This window comes from Desulfosporosinus nitroreducens, assembly GCF_023897015.1.
GTDB classification, from domain to species: Bacteria; Bacillota; Desulfitobacteriia; order Desulfitobacteriales; family Desulfitobacteriaceae; genus Desulfosporosinus; species Desulfosporosinus nitroreducens.
The window spans coordinates 124,825-143,225 of record NZ_JAMHFY010000006.1; the positions used below are offsets into that span (position 1 = coordinate 124,825).

An 18,401-nucleotide genomic window follows, 5' to 3' on the forward strand; every position below is an offset into this window, starting at 1 on the left:
TAAAGACCCCTTCAATTTAAGAGAGGGGGTCTTGTTTTTTAGCGATAAGTGATTTGAGGAACGACTTTTTTAGTGTCAAGTGCCCTTTATCTTGACATCCTTTATAAGTCTAGCTAAAATAGAACAGGAAGATAAAGAAAACTAAGCTAACGCATTGACAGTCGTTTGTCTTGGTTGCCCCTTACACAAAACATAGTCTTTTCTGACCGAAAAAATAAAGCTAGTGCGGCTCTCGGACTAGCTTTATTTATGTGTTTTGTTGCAGAAGATAGTCTGGTAAGGAATATATCTTCTGCTTGAGAAATAGAGGAACTTGTTTACATTTAAAGGTCTGAAAGGAAATGGTAAAGCGCATGACAAAATTTATTTTCGTAACGGGCGGAGTAGTGTCTTCCCTTGGCAAAGGAATCGCGGCCGCATCCCTTGGTTGTCTCCTAAAAAATAGGGGTTTTAAAGTTGCAATACAAAAGTTTGATCCCTATATTAATATTGATCCTGGAACAATGAGCCCATATCAACACGGTGAAGTGTTTGTTACGGATGACGGGGCAGAGACAGATTTAGATTTAGGCCACTATGAGCGCTTTATTGATGTGCCAGTTTCGAAAAACAGCAATGTTACAACAGGGAAGGTTTATTGGTCGGTTATCCGAAAGGAACGTAAGGGGGATTATTTGGGCGGAACGGTTCAAGTTATTCCACATATCACTAATGAAATCAAAGAACGGGTCTATCGAGTTGCTCGTGAGAGCCATCCTGACTTCGTGATCACAGAAATTGGCGGGACCGTTGGGGATATAGAATCTTTGCCTTTCCTGGAAGCAATTCGGCAAATGAAAAACGATATCGGGCGAGAGAATGTTATTTATATTCATGTTACTTTAGTCCCTTATTTAGCTATGTCTGGCGAGTTGAAAACAAAGCCAACTCAGCACTCTGTTAAAGAGTTACGGGGAATTGGCATTCAACCGTCGATTCTTGTTTGTCGAACGGAAAAGGCCCTTGCCAAAGAGATGAAGGAAAAGTTAGCTTTGTTATGTGACGTGGATTTAGAAGCTGTTGTTCAGTGCTTGGATGCGTCGACGATTTATGAAGTTCCTCTTATGCTCCAAGCAGAAGGTTTTGACGATATTGTCCTGCGTTGTGCCGGACTAGAAGCCCCTCCAGCTGATATGACTGAATGGAAGAATATGGTGGACAAAATCAAATCCCCAACACGAGAAATAGAGATTGCCATTGTGGGCAAATATGTTGCACTTCCCGATGCCTATCTAAGTGTGGCAGAAGCCTTGCGGTCTGCAGGGACTGAGCATGGAGCTAAAATAAAAGTGCGTTGGATTGATTCAGAAAACATCGAGGAAGAATCCGCTGAGAAGTATTTAGATGGTGTCGATGGAATCCTTGTCCCAGGAGGTTTTGGAAACCGCGGGATTGAAGGGAAAATTGAAGCGATTCGATATGCGAGAGAGCAAAAAATTCCTTTTCTGGGAATTTGCTTAGGTATGCAAACTGCTATTATAGAAATTGCCCGTAATCTTTGCGGCATGGAACGAGCCAACAGTACAGAATTTGATGCAGATACACCCTACCCGGTTATTGATATTCTCCCCGAGCAAAAAGACATCGAAGACAAAGGCGGAACTATGCGCTTAGGTATTTCTCCAGCAAAGTTGGTGGAGGGCAGCAAAGCATATCAGGCTTATCAAGACCAAGTAGTATATGAACGCCATCGTCATCGTTATGAGGTTAATAACCAGTTCCGAGCGGAGTTAGAGAAGGTAGGTTTAAGGTTCTCCGGAACCTCCCTGGATGGTCGTTTGGTTGAGATTTCTGAGTACTTAGATCATCCTTGGTTTGTAGCTTCTCAGTTCCATCCTGAGTTTAAGTCTCGACCAAACAGGGCACATCCTCTGTTTAGGGAGTTTATTAGGGCGACGTTGAAGTAAGAGGACTTGCGGGACACAGCGCTCAGTGCCTACGACGCAGAGCAAAACTAAACGTTAAAGCTCTTGGCTTTGGGGAGCGGGGTTCATCCTTCGGCGATAGTATCATTTTAAAGAACCCGCCTACGGCGATAATCTCCACTGGAGACTATCGTGCCAGACGAGCCGTCCGTGGCCCACTGGCGGCAGTGTACATCCGACGTCCATGGATGGACTAGTGTCCCCGGAGCCATGGATGGCGGGAGGGGACCTTGTACACTGCCCCGTATCTAGGGTCGCTTTAACGGAAGTTTGCTATTCTGCTTACGTTGAGACTTCGCGCTCGTCTCGCACGGGGTCCCGGGCTTAGGTCGGGAGACGGGAGTTTGGGAGACGGCACTTTTGTGTGCACCGTCTATGAATGAGTGAGTGACCCGGAACCATAAGGGGTAAGGGGACAGTGAATACTGGGCAATGACTGGGGGCGCTTACGCAGAGTTGAATTTGTGTTAATGCAAAGATGTCTCACGTGTGTCGCTGTGTCTCGAACAGGGGAATTAGAATGGGGCAATGAACAATGGTAGTATTGAAAGTTCGATGTACATATATTGAAATCATAGATTTAACTTAGGAGAGTTCTGCTAAACCCTAGATTAAGGGTCTGGCACGAACTCTTCCTGTGTACTAAGCCAGAAAGTTAACTTATCGTTTTTACTTTCTAGAAGGTCCCTTCTCGCCGTCCTGCAAGAAGGCTAATCCGTGCGAAGACAGTGTCTGCAAGAAGAGTAATCCGTGCGAAAACAGTGTTTTCGTGGGCGACAGGGACACTTGGCCGTCCATGGCCAGCGGTCCCTTCTCGCCATCCTTGTCGCAGGGACAATCGGCTATCACGGCATCTTGCCATTCATGGCAGTGCAATTAACCTCGAACGTCTTGTTCGAGTCATGGCAAGCGAATAAGTTCAACTAAGGCTACTGCCTTCGCCAGTGGTTTGGTGACAGCCAAGCTATTTATAATATTGAGTTACTGATTAGAGGAGTAAAACCATGGAAAGAATGGTGAGAGGAAGGGGACTGAACCGATGACCTATGTTGCTAGGTGGATCGATAAAAATGAACATACACGCTTTAATGAGTTTTTAGCTAAACATTCGAAGGGGCATGTACTCCAGTCTTGGGAATGGGGAGAGATTAAGAGCAGGACGGGATGGGTGCCCTGGAGATTGGTTGTTGAAGAGGGCAGTGAAATTGTGGCGGCGGTCTCTATTCTTGAGCGGAAGATTCCCGTTGTAGGAATCCCTATCTTTTATGCTTCTCGTGGACCGGTGGTTGACTGGAAGAACGTCGAGTTGTTTGATTTGGTTTTGGCTGAGATTCGTAAGTTAGCAAAATCGCGTGGAGCGATTTTCCTCAAGGTTGATCCTGATTTGCCGTCTTCTGAAAAGGAATTGGAACAGTATTTGCTTTCCAGAGGATTTAGATCTGCTGAGAGTGGCAAGGGTTTTGAAGGGGTTCAGCCTAAGTATGTGTTTCGTCTGGATATTTCACCGGATGAGGAAACTCTTCTCAGTAATATGCAACAAAAAACACGGTACAATATTCGTCTAGCCCAGAAGAAAGGGGTACATATTCGAAAAGGGACGCGCGATGATTTACCGGACTTTTATCGTGTTCTTAAAGAAACTACCGAACGTGACCGCTTCTTAGTGCGGGCTTATTCCTATTTTGAAGACCTTTACGATTCTTTAGTGCCAGTTGGCTTAGGAGAATTGTTTATCGCTGAATATGAAGGGAATATCATATCTGGTACTTTGGCATTTGTTATTGGAAATAAAGCCTGGTATATATATGGAGCTTCGTCTAATGCTCATCGAAATGTTATGCCTAACTACTTAATTCAGTGGGAGATGATTCGCTGGGCAAAGTCGTTGGGGTGTACGCTTTATGATTTCCGAGGGGTCCCTGGACACTTGACGGAAGATAATCCGCTTTATGGACTTTATCGCTTTAAGAAGGGGTTTAACGGGGAGTACACTGAGTTTATTGGAGAATGGGATCTAGTGTATCGCCCAGTTACCTATTTTCTCTGGAATCATTTAGAACCGCTGTATTCTGATGTTATAAAGGGATTAATATCAAAGTTACGGCGAGTGCGGAGGAGATAACGCCATGGCTGGAACCTGGATAGAAGTGGACTTGGATGCCATAGTAAGCAATTATCAAGAAATAATTAAGCACCTCCATCCCGAATCGAAATGTATGGCAGTTGTAAAAGCGGATGCCTATGGTTTAGGCGCGGTTCAAGTAGGTCTTGCCTTGGAGCGAGTTGGATGTGAAGCGTTTGCGGTTACCAAGGTTGAAGAGGGCTTAATGTTGCGTAAGCATGGGATAAAGGGACTAATTTTAGTGTTAGGTCCGACCACACAGGAGGAATGGACGGAGGCTGTTGGAGCTCAATTGCAACTGACGCTTACCGAATTGTCCTCAATTGCCAAGTTGAATGAAGTTTGTGAAGACTTGAACCAGCATGTATCAGTCCAGCTCAAATTGGAGACAGGCATGGGGAGAACGGGATTTCGGCTATCTGAGCTGGATGAGCTCTCTAGGAACTTGGCGAGTGCTCCTCAGCTTAAGGTTGTTGGGGTATATACTCATTTTGCTCGAGCAGCCCAAAGGGACAAACGCTACACATTAGAGCAATATGAACAGTTTACGCTCCTCACAGCTCGTCTTGAGGAATTGGGGATTCATCCAGTATGGAAACACGTCTGCAATAGTGCTGCTTTTCTGGATTATCCTGAATGGCATCTTGACTTTGTCCGTATCGGGACACTATTGATTGGGCATTATCCCGGGCAGGGTTTTGGCGGGAAAATAGTATTAAGAGACCCATGGGTTGCTAAAAGTCGGATTGTTCATCTGCGCCAAGTACCAAAAGGAACGTATGTAGGGTATCAAAGCATCTATCGTACGAAGTCCGTTACCCAGCTCGCCGTGATCCCAGCAGGGTATGCAGATGGATTAGGTTTAGCTCCCCACTTTGTTCCCCAAGGATGGATTGATTTTCTTAAGATTATAATTAAAAATTTTGCGGCTTTGATAGGTATTTTTCTTAGCCAAGAGCGAGTAGAATTAAAGGGGCGGACTGTCCGTGTTGCTGGAAAGATTGGTATGCAGCTTACAGTAATTGATGTGGGTATGCAAGACTGCGCGTTAGGAGATGAGGTTAGGATTCCGTTGCGCAGGACAGTAGCCAATCCCAGGATACATAGGAAATATAAACAAGATGGACGAATTTTGTCAGAACGAATTATTGAAGAAGGAGTTTCATCAACGTATACAGAATATTCATTTTAGATTAGATAAAGGAAAGGGATGTGGGGAGTGGCTAAGATTCTTATAGTAGATGACCAACTTGGTGTGCGTCGCCTACTCTTTGAGACCTTCCGAGGGGATCAACATGAGGTTGAGATGGCTGCAGACGGAGAAGAGGCCGTTGAGATGCTTAAAACATTCAAGCCTAATCTTATATTGATGGACATGAAGATGCCGGGGATGAACGGTATTGAAACTTTAAGGCAAATTCGTGCTTTAGACCGTCAAGTCGGCGTGATTATGATGACTGCCTATGGTGATGCTCAAAATATGGAGCAAGCTAAGGAGCTTGGAATTCTTCATTACTTGGGTAAGCCTTTTGATTTATTTGAATTGAGAGAACGAGTAAGAGATATATTAACCGAGATATAGCCTTAAGTAGTGTTTCCCGCCAAATGACATTTTCTCTACAGTACGTATCTCGTGCCGAATGCCCAGGACACTCGGCCGTCCTTGGCCTTCGTTGTGGTTTTGGGGCTACCTTAGTTTTCTTTAACGGAAGGCAGGAAAATCTTCTTCCATGACGAAGTATAAGCTGTAGGAAGAGGTGGGAATTATGATTCTAACGACAAATACGACTATTGCTATACAATGCTCCCAATGTGGGGAGCTAGAATTCTATGCCCTCTCTCTCTTTGCATTTTCTAGTCAAGGACGCAAGAATCTGCATTGTGGTTGTGGCTGTCAACTGATGTCGCTAACCAGCAGGAACCGACGACAGTTCAACATCGCTTACGCTTGTGCTTACTGTGGGGAGACCCATTATTTGAGATTAAACAACCATGCAATTTGGGGGAAGGAAGCGTTACCACTCGCTTGCCCTGATGTAGGGGCTTCAGTTGGGTATATCGGACCGAAGCAAAAAGTCACCCAGGCCTGTCGTGAGCGTGAAAAATCCATTGGGGAATTAGCCCTAGAGTTAGGGTATGAGGAAGATTTCGAGAATCCTGAAGTAATGCTTTGGGTTTTAGATTATCTTCATCGTCTGGCTAGGCAAGGGGATTTAGGGTGTGCTTGTGGAAATCATCAGTTAACTTTTGAATTATTGCCGGATCGTGTGGAGCTTTATTGTGAATGCTGTGAAGCAGTGGGAGTTATTTACGCGGACAGTTCAGATAATATTCGTCAAATTGAAGGAATAAAATCTGTTTATTTAGAAGAGAATAAGACTTGGCTTATCAATAGTCCGTTACGTGGCCAGCATGTTTCACGTACAATAGAGGAGGAGAAGAAATGGCGTTAGTATCGATGGTCGAGTTATTAGATCAGGCACAAAAAGGACATTATGCCGTAGGTGCTTTCAACTGTAATAATATGGAGATTGTGCAGGCGATCGTGGCCGCAGCTGAGGCTGAAAATGCACCAGTAATCATCCAGGCGAGCCAAGGTGCAATAAAATACGCCGGAATTGAGTACATTACAACCTTAACTAAATTAGCTGCTGAAAAGGCAAACGTTCCAATTGCCTTGCACTTAGACCACGGGACAAGTTTTGCACAGGTAATGCAGTGTGCACGTAATGGTTTTTCTTCTGTCATGATTGATGGGTCTAAGCATCTTATTGAAGATAATATTGCATTAACCAACAAAGTGATTGAAGCTGTTCGGCCTTTGGGTATTTCTGTAGAGGCCGAATTGGGTAAAATAGGTGGGACCGAAGATGATATTACGGTCACCGAGCGAGAGGCGTTGTTTACAGAGCCTGCAGAAGCGGAGTATTTTGTTCAAGCAACGCAAGTGGATGCCTTAGCAATTGCAATCGGAACGGCTCATGGTCAATACAAAGGGATTCCGAAACTTGATTTTGAACGACTGACAAAAATTCGGGAAAGAGTTTCTACTCCGCTAGTCTTACATGGTTCATCAGGGGTACCTGAGGAAGCGCTTCGCGAGGCGATTTCACGAGGTATCTGTAAAGTTAACATTGATACTAATATTCGTGAAGCCTTTGTCTTGGCTGCTCGCCATGTGCTTGAAGGAGATTCTAAGGAAATTGACCCGCGAAAAATGTTAGGTCCTGCTCGTGAAGCCGCAACTGCAATAATCCGAGAAAAAATTCGGATTTTTGGGAGCACCGGTAAGGCATAAAGGAAACATACTTCAGTTGAAGTTATCCAGGCTTGGCCGAGTGTCCCTGTAGCCAAGGACAGCGAGAAGGGACCGCTGGCCAAGGACGGCCAAGTGTCCCTGTAGCCCGAAGACACTGTCTTCGCACGGATTAGCCTTCTTGCAGGATGGCGAGAAGGGACCGCTAATTTTTCCTTTCAAGAGTGTTAGTGGCGGTTAGCGAATCGGATAAACTTTTTAGAAAGAAGGTAGCTGAATGCAGTTTTTTTTAGACTCTGCAAATATCGAAGAAATTAAGCAAGCTTGGAATATGGGAGTCATAGGAGGACTAACGACAAACCCCAGTTTAGTCGCTAAAGAAGGAAAAGACTTTCATGAACTTCTTAATACGGTGGTTGGGATCGTTGACGGCCCTATCAGTGCAGAAGTAATAGCCCTTGATCATGAAGGGATGTTGCAGGAAGCACATGTCTTAGCTGCTATTCATCCAAACATTGTAGTAAAAATTCCGATGACTGAAGATGGTCTTAAAACCGTAAAGGTATTAAGCAGCAAGGGAATTAAAACAAATGTTACACTCGTGTTTACGGCAAACCAAGCGTTACTGGCAGCACGGGCAGGTGCCGCATATGTAAGCCCTTTTCTTGGCAGACTAGATGACATTGGTGAAAATGGATTGGATTTATTAGCAAATATCTGCGAGATTTATCAGGCTCATGGAATTACAACCAAAACTATTGCTGCCAGCATTCGAAATCCCGTTCATGTAACTGAATCAGCCAAAATAGGAGCAGATTTTGCAACAGTCCCTTTTGGAGTCTTGAGACAGCTATTCCGTCACCCATTGACAGATGCTGGGATTGAAAAATTCTTGGCGGATTGGAAAAAGCGATAGAAATAGGTACATTCGGCCATTTATGGCCTTTTCTTAATATAAATTGGCATTGGCCTGTCTGCATACAGATAAGTTGATGCCAACTTTTATGCGTTTGATAGGGTTTTACATATTAATCGTTGTTGAAAAACCTCTAAAAGCATGTCACAATAAGGTGATAGATTTAAAATGTGCTATATAAATTATTATAATTATAGTTTTAAAAGCAGAGGTTAAGCATTTAAGGGGGAATTGAAATTGGAGAGAGAACTTACAATGGAATTTGCTAGAGTGACTGAGGCTGCGGCCTTAGCTTCGGCGCGTTGGGTTGGGCTAGGGAATAAGGATGCAGCGGATAATGCGGCGGTTGAAGCTATGCGGGCCGTTTTTGATACTATTCACATGGACGGTACAGTGGTAATCGGCGAAGGGGAGATGGATGAGGCTCCAATGCTATACATTGGAGAACGAGTGGGAAACGGAGACAAACCCCAATTGGACGTTGCTGTCGATCCTCTTGAAGGAACTAATATTGTTGCCAAAGGAATGGCTGGGGCGATAGCTGTTGTTGCAATAGCTAAGAAGGGGTGCCTGCTGCATGCTCCAGATATGTATATGGATAAAATTGCCGTAGGTCCGGCAGCTGTTGGGCGGATTAACTTAGATGCTACAGTAGCCGAGAACGTCTCAAATGTAGCAAAAGCGTTAGGGAAAAGCATGGAGGATATAACGGTCGTGATTTTAGATCGCCCAAGACATCAAAAGCTGATTCAGGATGTGCGCGCTTGTGGGGCGAGGATTCGTCTTATTACAGACGGAGATGTTTCCCCAGCTGTGGCCTGTGCCTTTGAAGACACTGGTGTGGATATGATGATGGGAATAGGCGGAGCGCCGGAAGGGGTTCTCGCGGCCGCAGCCCTTCGATGTATTGGAGGAGAAATGCAAGGGCGTCTTTGGCCGGAAAATGAGGAAGATGTAGCACGAGCGAAAGCCTTAGGAATTGATGATGTTAGTAAATTGTTGACAATGGATGACTTAGTAAGCGGTGATGATGTTTTTTTTGCTGCAACTGGAATTACTGAAGGTCCCTTGGTGCGAGGGGTTACCTTTACAGCTAAAGGGGCATTAACACATACCGTGGTGGCTCGAGGAAAGACCGGGACGGTTAGATTTATTGAAGCACGTCACAGCTTCGATAAAAAACCTCGCTATGCCATGAAAGGTTGTTAATTTAGGAGTAACGATAAATTTAGGAACACGATCCTTGACCGCTTAATGATCTTTATGCTAGAATAGTAAGAGTTGACTGGAATTGTATTTTAAGGTGCGACAAAAGAGCGCCTCGATCCAAATGGGAAAGAAGGTGAAGACATGAAAGAAAAAATTCACCCAAAATATGAACAAACCACTGTTACATGTGCTTGTGGAGAAGTTATCCCAACAGGGAGCACAAGAATGAACATTAAAGTGGAAATCTGTTCAAAATGCCATCCCTTCTATACCGGGGTACAGCGGTTTGTCGATGCTGGCGGACGGGTTGATCGGTTTAAAAAGAAATATGGGATGTAAACAACGGCCTGCGGTCGTTGCTGGTGGAAAAGCAGAGCGCAAGCTCTGCTTTTTGCGTAATGTTCGAAGTGAGGCTGGATATTTTTATCATTAACCTCAAACATTGAACCTCCCGCATCTCGCCTCGATATAATAGAGGAGGACGTAGGATGAGCAGACCAGTTTAATATAGCCGGCAGGCGGTCATAGAAGGGGTTATGATGCGTGGACCGCAGGAGAGCGCCATTGCAGTTAGGCTGCCGAATGGTGATTCGAGGGTTCGTTGCACTTATAGATTCTTTGATAGCAGGAATACGTGCATTAACCTTTTCCGTCAATCGTTCTCTGGGAGAGGAAGAGGGTGGAGAAGAGGAACTCAAAGACATTCAGCGGGTTTCCTCCAATACCATGGTGCAGAGCATAAAGCAATATTTAACTATGAAGCAGGGCAAGATCTTACTGTAGATAATACGCGTTCATTCCCTAGGTTGCATCCGCGCTGTGGGACGAGTTTTCTCCATATTGTCGTTGCTGTAAGTATTTTTGTATTTGCTTTTGTCGGGTTGTATCCTTTTTGGTGGCGGTTACGTGGCTTATTGTTCCTGGCTTGTTATTACAGAAATTAACGACTCGGGAACCGGACGATGCTCAATTAGAAGTAGCCCTGGCGGCCTTAAAGGGCGTATTAGATTTCAGGTAAAGAACTTACGTAATTTTTGAGGTGTAAAAATGTTAGAAAAACTTTATGAAATTGAACGGAAATATGATGAATTTACAGAGCTCCTCAGTGACCCGGAAATAATTTCCAATCAGAGCGAATGGCAAAAATATGCTAAAGCTCAGGCGGGGATGACGAATCTTGTCACAACGTTTAGGGAATATCAGGAAGTGCTTCATGAACAAGAGGAGATAGAATCGTTGCTTCGAGAAAAGCTTGACTCTGATATGCAGGAGATGGCTGAGCAGGAACGAGAAAAACTCTTAAACCAATCTCAGGAACTTGAGGAGCAAATTCGAATTCTTCTCTTGCCCAAAGATCCTTTGGATGAGAAAAACGTTATTATGGAGATTCGAGCAGGAGCCGGTGGGGATGAAGCTGCCTTATTTGCAGGCGATCTTCATCGGATGTATACCCGCTATGCTGAAGGTCAGGGCTGGAAAGTAGAGGTTCTTAGTGTTAGTTACTCTGATGCAGGGGGATATAAGGAGATTATTTTCCTTATTGAAGGACATGGAGCCTACAGTAAATTAAAGTTTGAAAGTGGTGTGCATCGCGTTCAAAGGATACCGGCCACAGAATCGGCAGGCAGGATTCATACCTCTACTGCTACAGTAGCGGTCCTTCCCGAAGCAGAAGAAGTGGAAGTCTCTATCAATCCGAATGATTTGCGTATTGATGTCTACTGTTCGAGTGGACCAGGCGGACAGTGTGTAAATACTACCCAATCGGCGGTACGTGTTACGCATCTTCCTACTGGAATTATTGCGTCTTGCCAGGATGAAAAATCCCAGCTTAAGAACAAAGAAAAGGCTTTGCGTGTCTTGCGTGCTCGTATTTTAGAGAAAGCTCAAGAAGAAGCGAGTGGAGAACAGGCGTCTGAACGTCGCAGTCAGGTAGGTACAGGGGATCGGAGTGAGCGAATTCGAACGTTTAATTTCCCACAGGGACGAGTGACGGACCATCGGATTAACTTGACCCTCCATCGCCTAGAGACGATCCTGACGGGAGATTTGGAGGAGATTATCCAAGCTCTGAATTCATCAGACCAAGCGGAAAGATTAAAAGCAGAGATTCAATAAAGGAACCTAAGCTTAAATAATATGTAATGTTATTTAACTTTTAGGGAACTTATTTTTCGGGCGTTATATGTGTAAAGTAGAGATTCGAACCACGAACTGCGAATCTCGAACATCGAGAAGGGGCTTTGTGGGTTGAAGATAGTTGATGGAATGCGTTGGGGCGAGACTGAACTCTTGAAAAAAGAGATTGAAAATGCTCGCTTTGACGCAGACTTGTTATTAGCGGAAGTGCTAAAGGTAACGCGAGATCGTCTTTACCTTGATTGGGATCGTAATTTGTCTGAGCAAGAGAATGAACAATTCAGGGCGTTTATCCAGCGTCGTGCTTCGAACGTGCCACTGCAATATATCTTAAAGCGACAGGAATTCATGGGACTCTCTTTTTATGTTGATGAAAGGGTGCTTATCCCCCGCGCAGACAGCGAAATATTAGTCGAGAAGTGGCTGGATATTGTAAGGCAGGAAAATGATATAGGTCAGGATCGACTGATTAAGGTTGCTGATCTTTGTACAGGAAGCGGGGCGCTTGCAATTTCTATTGCCCATTATTATCCTGTCGCAGAGGTGGTTGGAATCGACCTTTCTTTAGATGCCTTAGAGGTAGCCCGACAAAATGCCGAACGATTGGGAGCTATAGTGCAGTGGCGTCAGGGGGATTTTGTGGATTCTATTCGGGGAGAATGTTGGGACTATATCATTACAAATCCTCCCTATGTTTCAACAGAGGACTATCGTCAATGCGCTCCTGAGATTTTCCATGAACCTGCTATGGCCTTTTTAGGGGGATCAGATGGTCTGGATTTTTATCGTCGTTTAGCAGAAGAGATACGTCCCTTATTGAGGCCTCAAGGGAAAGTACTAATGGAGATTGGCTGGGATCAGGCCGAAGCCGTCTGTAGTCTTTTTCACTTGAAGGGTTTCAAAACACAAGTTTTCCCGGACTTAGCGGGGCGGGACAGAGTGATCTTAGCGAGGTGAGCATTGATGCAAACAAAAAGAAGTACTATTGACAGACTCCACCCTGAAGCTGAACTTATTAATGAGGGCGCTGAGTGGCTGAAAGCAGGAGAACTGGTTGCCTTTCCAACGGAAACCGTCTATGGGTTAGGGGCAAATGCCCTGGATGCTTCCGCTTGTGCTAAGATTTTTGAAGCAAAGGGAAGGCCTCAAGATAATCCATTAATTGTTCATGTTTGCAATCGTGTTATGGCAAATAATCTAGTTGAAAGTTGGACGTCTGAGGCAGAACTTTGTGTTCAGCATTTTTGGCCAGGTCCCTTAACCTTAATCCTCCCAAAAACGGCCTTGGTACCGGATATTGTAACTGCTGGACTAGTTAACGTTGCAATACGTATGCCCAGTCATCCAGTTGCCCTTCGCTTGATCGAAGAAGCCGGCTTTCCGATTGCTGCGCCAAGTGCTAATCTTTCAGGTAAACCGAGTCCGACAAGAGGAAGTCACGTCTGGCGTGATATGAAAGGGAAGATTCCCCTAATTCTTGATGCAGGAGCGTGTGAAGTTGGCTTGGAATCGACTGTGCTCGATGTGAGCGGGGGCGTTCCCACCATTCTTCGCCCAGGCGGGATTACCAAGGAACAGTTAGAAGAGGTGTTGGGTGAAGTCCGTGCAGACACTCCTTCGGAAAACCAGGCTCCCAAAGCGCCGGGCATGAAATATAGGCACTACGCTCCACAGGGCGAGTTGCTTCTGGTCAGCGGACTGCGAGATAGAGTTGTACAACGCATGGGACAAGAAATTCTCAGAGGACAGGCAAGGTTAAAAAAGGTCGGTGTACTGTGTACGTTAGAGAGTGCATCCCTTTTACATAACTGGTTTCCCGATCTTTTATTTGTTCTAGGTTCTAAAGATAGACCTCAAGAAGTGGCAAGCAACATATTTGAAGGGTTACGGTTGTGTGATGAAAGAAGAATGGATTTGATTTTGGTCGAAGGGATCGAAGAAGCAGGCCTGGGGAGTGCCGTTATGAACCGCTTAGAAAAAGCGGCTGGCAAACGAACGCAACACATATAGTCACTAATTCGTCTAATCAACCCTTTCCAATGCATATACATAGGGAGAACGGAGGGAAAGGGAATGAATTTAGTATGGGTTGTGGCTGTTGCAACTGCTTTAGGTGCAGATGCATTTTCCCTGGCTTTGGCAATTGGATTAGCAGGTATCCGAAAAAGCATGATGGTAAGATTGTCTTTTATAGTGGCTTTATTTCATGTGTTCATGCCGCTAAGCGGGATGATACTTGGTCAAGCACTAGGATCGATTCTCGGACAATTTGCCAGTCTGTTAGGAGCTTTGGTCCTTATTGGTTTGGGCGGGCGAATGCTTTATAAAGTCTACCGGCCAACCAAGCAGAGTTTTCCATTCGGGGAGGCTAGGGAGACCCTTTTTCACAAGAATAATACCGGTAACAGTACGCTTAAAGGCTATGGTATTTATGTCTTGGCAGCAAGTGTAAGTTTAGATGCCTTGAGTGTAGGATTTTCTCTAGGGACGATTAGAGCAGACATTTTTATGACGGTTATGATTATTGGCATGATTGCGGGATTAATGACAGGAATGGGCTTGGTTCTGGGTCGAATAATGGGAACCCGGTTGGGGGAGAAGGCCGAATTATTCGGGGGACTGGCACTGTTTCTAATTGGAATCAAACTTCTTTTGTAATAATGAGGTGAATTTATTGGGGCCGAAACTTTTGTTTGTTTGTACAGGAAATACGTGTCGCAGTCCGTTGGCGGAGGGGATGGCCCGGGCAATGTTTGGAGACTTAGTCCAAGTAAGTTCAGCGGGAATGGATGCGTGGGATGGAGACAATGTCAGTACTCACGTGGTAAAGATTCTTAAAGAACAAAATGTAGATATTTCTCAGCATGGTGCAAGAAGAGTTAGTTATGAACTTATGGCAGATGCTGATTGGATTATACCTATGACTCAAGCGCAAGAAGAAGGCTTAAAGCGTCGCTTTCCTCAATGTAATCATAAAATCCGGCGTTTAGGGGATTGGGGAGATGGAAAACGAGATATACTAGATCCGTGGATGGGTTCACTAGAAGTTTATCGTCAGACGGCGCAGGAAATCAGAGAATTGCTGAGCAATTTAAAAAGGCAGTTGCTTACAGGTAATGAAAGTACTGAGAAAAAAGCATAAGATAGAAGAAAAATGTCTACACTAGCGGCGTGAAACGTCGCTATATTTTGTGTTTTTGCAGGACTTTTACAACTATCTAGAGAAATAAAGTAATGAACTAAAGAGGGAGGTTTAAGAGTGAGAGTTGCGCTGGGAGCTGATCACGGTGGATACGAACTTAAAGAAGCTATTCGAACGCATTTAGAGACTCAGGGAATAGAAGTTCTCGATTTTGGAACCCATTCTAAGGATTCTGTTGATTATCCAAAGTACGGTTTTGCAGTAGGCAGTGCAATCACAAAAGGAGAAGCAGATTTAGGAATTGCCGTCTGCGGAACCGGGTTGGGAATCTCTATGGCTGCTAACAAAATTCCTGGAATCCGTGCTGCGGTTTGCTCTGAGACTTTTTCCGCTCGAATGGCAAGGGAACATAATGATGCTAACATTTTAGCCCTGGGTGCTCGAGTTATTGGAGCAGGACTTGCCCTTGACATTGTTGATATTTTCTTGAAGACGTCATTTTCAGGTGGCAGGCATGCTCTCCGTGTAAGTTTGATTTCTAATATTGAACGAGGGGAAGACATTTAACTTCGAAACTTCATGGAATCAATGACTAAGGAGAGGAGGGAACCTTTCTTATGGACAGAAACATCGCGGAAAAACTTCAAGATATGGCTAAAGTATGGAATGAGGTATTAGATGCCTTCTTCTCAAAGGCTGAACTCCGGTCCCGACAAATCCTTATCTTAGGGTGCAGTACGAGTGAAGTCGCCGGACATCAAATTGGGCAGGGAAGCAGTTTGGAAATCGCAGAGGTATTGCTTCCTCCTTTGTTAGAACGGGTGCACCAGCATGGGATCTATTTAGCGGTTCAAGGATGTGAACATATCAACCGTGCTTTAGTGGTAGAAGGTGCTTGCCGGGAGCATTACAGACTGGAGGAAGTTACAGTTCTTCCGGCGCTTCATGCGGGAGGAGCTATGACTGTCAAAGCATGGGAAGAGTTTTCTTCTCCAGTTATGGTAGAAAGAATTCAAGGACATGCGGGGATTGATATTGGCGATACATTTATTGGCATGCACCTTAGACCAGTAGCAATACCTATTCGCATACATGTCAAAGAGCTCGGTGAAGCTCACCTCACCTTGGCACGCACCCGACCGCGCCTTATTGGCGGCCCGCGAGCCGCGTATGCTTAATACATGCCAGTCGAGAAATGCCCCTATTACATATTAGCAAAAAACCTCGCGACCCCAGCTAAAGGAAATTGTGAACAGGAGTGAACTAACATGGATTATATTAATCAATGGGTAAAAAGCCAGGATCCCGAAGTTGCTAAAGCCATCGAGCAAGAAGAAAATCGTCAGAAGAATACCATTGAGCTAATAGCCTCTGAAAACTTTGTTAGCCGAGCAGTGATGGCTGCTCAAGGATCTGTACTCACCAACAAGTATGCTGAAGGATATCCAGGTAAGAGATATTATGGCGGGTGTGAGTTTGTTGATGTGGCCGAAAATTTAGCACGTGAACGAGTTAAGGAGATTTTTGGCGCGGAGCATGCGAATGTACAGCCTCATTCTGGGTCTCAAGCCAATATGGCTGTATATTTTGCATTTTTGAAACCTGGAGATACAATACTCGGCATGAATTTATCCCACGGGGGGCACTTGACCCATGGGAGCCCGGTCAATATTTCAGGAGTGTATTTCAATGTAGTTCCTTACGGAGTAGACCCAGAAACGGAAAGAATTGATTATGATCAGGTTCGGCAGTTGGCTATTGAACATCATCCAAAAATGATTGTTGCAGGAGCAAGTGCTTATCCAAGAATTATAGATTTTGTCAAAATGCGTGAAATTGCAGATGAAGCGGGCGCTTTATTAATGGTTGACATGGCCCACTTTGCGGGACTTGTGGCGGCGGGTTTACACCCATCTCCGGTGCCTTATGCAGATTTTGTGACTTCTACTACCCATAAAACGTTGAGAGGACCGCGCGGTGGCTTAATTCTCTGTAAAGCTGAAAATGCTCAAGCCATTGATAAAGCAATTTTCCCAGGTATTCAAGGCGGCCCTTTGATGCATGTTATTGCGGCTAAAGCAGTTGCCTTTGGAGAAGCTCTTCAACCTGAATTCAAAATCTACCAAACGAATATTGTTGAGAATGCTAAGGCTTTGGCTCAGGCACTTACGGATCGCGGATTCCGCCTTGTTTCAGGGGGAACTGACAATCACGTAATGCTTGTAGATGTAAGGACTAAACAGTTAACAGGTAAGGAAGCAGAAAGCATCCTGCATGAAGTTGGTATTACAGTAAATAAAAATACGATTCCCTTTGACACGGCAAGTCCTTTTGTCACCAGTGGAATCAGGCTTGGGACTCCTGCAGTCACAACGCGGGGCATGAACCCAGACGCTATGAAGCGGATAGCGGAAGCGATGGACCTTGCCTTGACCTCGCACAATGAACCTGATAAACTGTCACAAGCACGGGAAATAGTCAGTTCTTTATGCGCTGAATTTCCCTTATACACTAATTTAGATTAGGAGTTAGGAGAGCCAAAACGATGCCAAAGCTTCAAGTACTTGATCATCCTTTAATTCAACACAAGTTGTCTCTAATACGGGATGAGGAAACAGGTTCAAAGGAATTTAGGGAACTAGTCGAAGAAGTCTCGATGTTAATGGCCTATGAGGTAACTCGTGATTTTCCACTTCAGGAAATTGAAGTGAAGACCCCTGTAGCAATAGCAAAAAGCAAGGTGATTGCAGGTCGAAAAGTCGGATTAGTTCCGATTCTGCGTGCAGGTTTAGGAATGGTCGATGGAATGCTCCGCCTAATTCCTGCTGCAAAAGTGGGACATGTCGGACTTTATCGAGACCCTGAAACTCTCATGCCTGTGGAATACTATTGCAAGTTGCCCCCCGACATTGCGGAACGAGATCTTATTGTGATTGATCCAATGTTGGCAACGGGTGGCTCGGCGGCAGCAGCAATAACGTTTTTAAAAGAACGTGGCGCCAAGAACATTAAATTAATGTGCCTGATCGCAGCGCCGGAGGGAATTCAAGCCGTGCAAAACGCACACGCTGATGTGGATATCTTTGTCGCAGCGGTAGATGAGCGGTTGAACGACCATGGTTATATTGTACCGGGTCTCGGGGATGCCGGGGACCGGTTGTTTGGCACGAAATGATGAGTCAAGGTAAGCGTCCTAGTTGGGACAGCTATTTTATACAAATGGCACAAGTAGTAGCCGGACGCTCAACTTGCCTGCGCCGCCAAGTTGGGGCTGTCTTGGTTAAGGATAAACAAATCCTAAGTACCGGATATAACGGGAGTCCTTCTGGACTCCAACATTGTGATGAAGTTGGTTGTTTACGGCAGAGCTTAGGCGTTCCCTCAGGGGAACGCCATGAGATCTGCCGTGCTGTGCATGCAGAACAAAATGCTTTAGTACAAGCAGCAAAGCATGGAGTCGCTATTACTGGAGCAGATCTGTACACCACTCATCAGCCTTGTGTATTATGCACAAAACTGCTGATTAATGCTGGCATTAAGCGAGTAATATACACTCATTCGTATCCTGATCAGCTGGCAGTCGAAATGGCTAGAGAAGCAGGATTGGATTTGGTGAAATTTGGAGAAGATATTTCTTAGCTAATGTATGTTGC

Annotated in this window: 19 protein-coding genes and 1 pseudogene; all 20 read left to right on the top strand. The window is 44.9% G+C overall.

The window, feature by feature from the left end; translation table 11 throughout:
* Positions 1–353 precede the first annotated feature (353 nt).
* Positions 354–1,946, top strand: a complete 1,593-nt coding sequence (gene pyrG / locus M8E35_RS09095) for a CTP synthase (protein WP_252468542.1) — start codon at positions 354–356, stop codon at positions 1,944–1,946.
* A 1,057-nt stretch (positions 1,947–3,003) separates the two neighbouring features.
* Positions 3,004–4,086: a lipid II:glycine glycyltransferase FemX gene (locus M8E35_RS09100; protein WP_229247798.1), complete on the top strand. Its 1,083-nt coding sequence runs from the start codon at positions 3,004–3,006 to the stop codon at positions 4,084–4,086.
* 4 nt (positions 4,087–4,090) lie between these two features.
* Positions 4,091–5,278, top strand: coding sequence for an alanine racemase (gene alr / locus M8E35_RS09105; protein WP_252468544.1), 1,188 nt, complete (start codon positions 4,091–4,093; stop codon positions 5,276–5,278).
* Positions 5,279–5,296: 18 nt separating this feature from the next.
* Positions 5,297–5,668, top strand: coding sequence for a response regulator (locus M8E35_RS09110; protein WP_252468546.1), 372 nt, complete (start codon positions 5,297–5,299; stop codon positions 5,666–5,668).
* A 184-nt stretch (positions 5,669–5,852) separates the two neighbouring features.
* Entirely contained in the window at positions 5,853–6,539 is a 687-nt protein-coding gene (locus M8E35_RS09115; RefSeq protein WP_073027481.1) for a hypothetical protein, read from the top strand.
* Entirely contained in the window at positions 6,530–7,384 is an 855-nt protein-coding gene (locus tag M8E35_RS09120; protein ID WP_252468547.1) for a class II fructose-1,6-bisphosphate aldolase, read from the top strand. The genes M8E35_RS09115 and M8E35_RS09120 overlap by 10 nt, the downstream gene beginning before the upstream one ends.
* Before the next feature lie 235 nt (positions 7,385–7,619).
* Complete coding sequence (gene fsa, locus M8E35_RS09125; protein WP_252468548.1) at positions 7,620–8,258, top strand: fructose-6-phosphate aldolase; 639 nt, start codon at positions 7,620–7,622, stop codon at positions 8,256–8,258.
* Positions 8,259–8,495: 237 nt separating this feature from the next.
* A complete protein-coding gene (gene glpX / locus M8E35_RS09130; protein ID WP_073027486.1) occupies positions 8,496–9,467 on the top strand; it encodes a class II fructose-bisphosphatase in 972 nt (323 codons plus the stop codon).
* Between the two features lie 141 nt (positions 9,468–9,608).
* Positions 9,609–9,806 (top strand): 50S ribosomal protein L31, encoded by a 198-nt coding sequence (rpmE, locus tag M8E35_RS09135; RefSeq protein WP_073027488.1) that lies wholly within the window; start codon positions 9,609–9,611, stop codon positions 9,804–9,806.
* A 197-nt stretch (positions 9,807–10,003) separates the two neighbouring features.
* Positions 10,004–10,498, top strand: a pseudogene (locus M8E35_RS09140) (DUF1385 domain-containing protein).
* Positions 10,499–10,514: 16 nt separating this feature from the next.
* Positions 10,515–11,585 carry a peptide chain release factor 1 gene (prfA, locus tag M8E35_RS09145; RefSeq protein WP_252468549.1) on the top strand — a complete coding sequence of 357 codons (1,071 nt, stop codon included), beginning with the start codon at positions 10,515–10,517 and terminating at the stop codon, positions 11,583–11,585.
* A gap of 132 nt (positions 11,586–11,717) precedes the next feature.
* The gene (gene prmC / locus M8E35_RS09150; RefSeq protein WP_252468550.1) at positions 11,718–12,563 is read left to right on the top strand and encodes a peptide chain release factor N(5)-glutamine methyltransferase; all 846 of its coding nucleotides are present in this window, start codon (positions 11,718–11,720) and stop codon (positions 12,561–12,563) included.
* Between the two features lie 6 nt (positions 12,564–12,569).
* Positions 12,570–13,616: an L-threonylcarbamoyladenylate synthase gene (locus M8E35_RS09155; protein ID WP_252468551.1), complete on the top strand. Its 1,047-nt coding sequence runs from the start codon at positions 12,570–12,572 to the stop codon at positions 13,614–13,616.
* A 63-nt stretch (positions 13,617–13,679) separates the two neighbouring features.
* The gene (locus M8E35_RS09160) at positions 13,680–14,264 is read left to right on the top strand and encodes a manganese efflux pump MntP (protein WP_252468552.1); all 585 of its coding nucleotides are present in this window, start codon (positions 13,680–13,682) and stop codon (positions 14,262–14,264) included.
* Between the two features lie 16 nt (positions 14,265–14,280).
* Positions 14,281–14,748: a low molecular weight protein arginine phosphatase gene (locus tag M8E35_RS09165; RefSeq protein WP_252468553.1), complete on the top strand. Its 468-nt coding sequence runs from the start codon at positions 14,281–14,283 to the stop codon at positions 14,746–14,748.
* A 117-nt stretch (positions 14,749–14,865) separates the two neighbouring features.
* The gene (gene rpiB / locus M8E35_RS09170; protein WP_252468554.1) at positions 14,866–15,315 is read left to right on the top strand and encodes a ribose 5-phosphate isomerase B; all 450 of its coding nucleotides are present in this window, start codon (positions 14,866–14,868) and stop codon (positions 15,313–15,315) included.
* A 50-nt stretch (positions 15,316–15,365) separates the two neighbouring features.
* Positions 15,366–15,926, top strand: a complete 561-nt coding sequence (locus M8E35_RS09175; RefSeq protein WP_252468555.1) for a TIGR01440 family protein — start codon at positions 15,366–15,368, stop codon at positions 15,924–15,926.
* Positions 15,927–16,016: 90 nt separating this feature from the next.
* The gene (gene glyA, locus M8E35_RS09180) at positions 16,017–17,273 is read left to right on the top strand and encodes a serine hydroxymethyltransferase (RefSeq protein WP_252468557.1); all 1,257 of its coding nucleotides are present in this window, start codon (positions 16,017–16,019) and stop codon (positions 17,271–17,273) included.
* A 20-nt stretch (positions 17,274–17,293) separates the two neighbouring features.
* Positions 17,294–17,923: a uracil phosphoribosyltransferase gene (gene upp, locus M8E35_RS09185; RefSeq protein WP_073027500.1), complete on the top strand. Its 630-nt coding sequence runs from the start codon at positions 17,294–17,296 to the stop codon at positions 17,921–17,923.
* Entirely contained in the window at positions 17,923–18,387 is a 465-nt protein-coding gene (locus M8E35_RS09190) for a deoxycytidylate deaminase (RefSeq protein ID WP_252468559.1), read from the top strand. The genes upp and M8E35_RS09190 overlap by 1 nt, the downstream gene beginning before the upstream one ends.
* Positions 18,388–18,401: the final 14 nt, after the last annotated feature.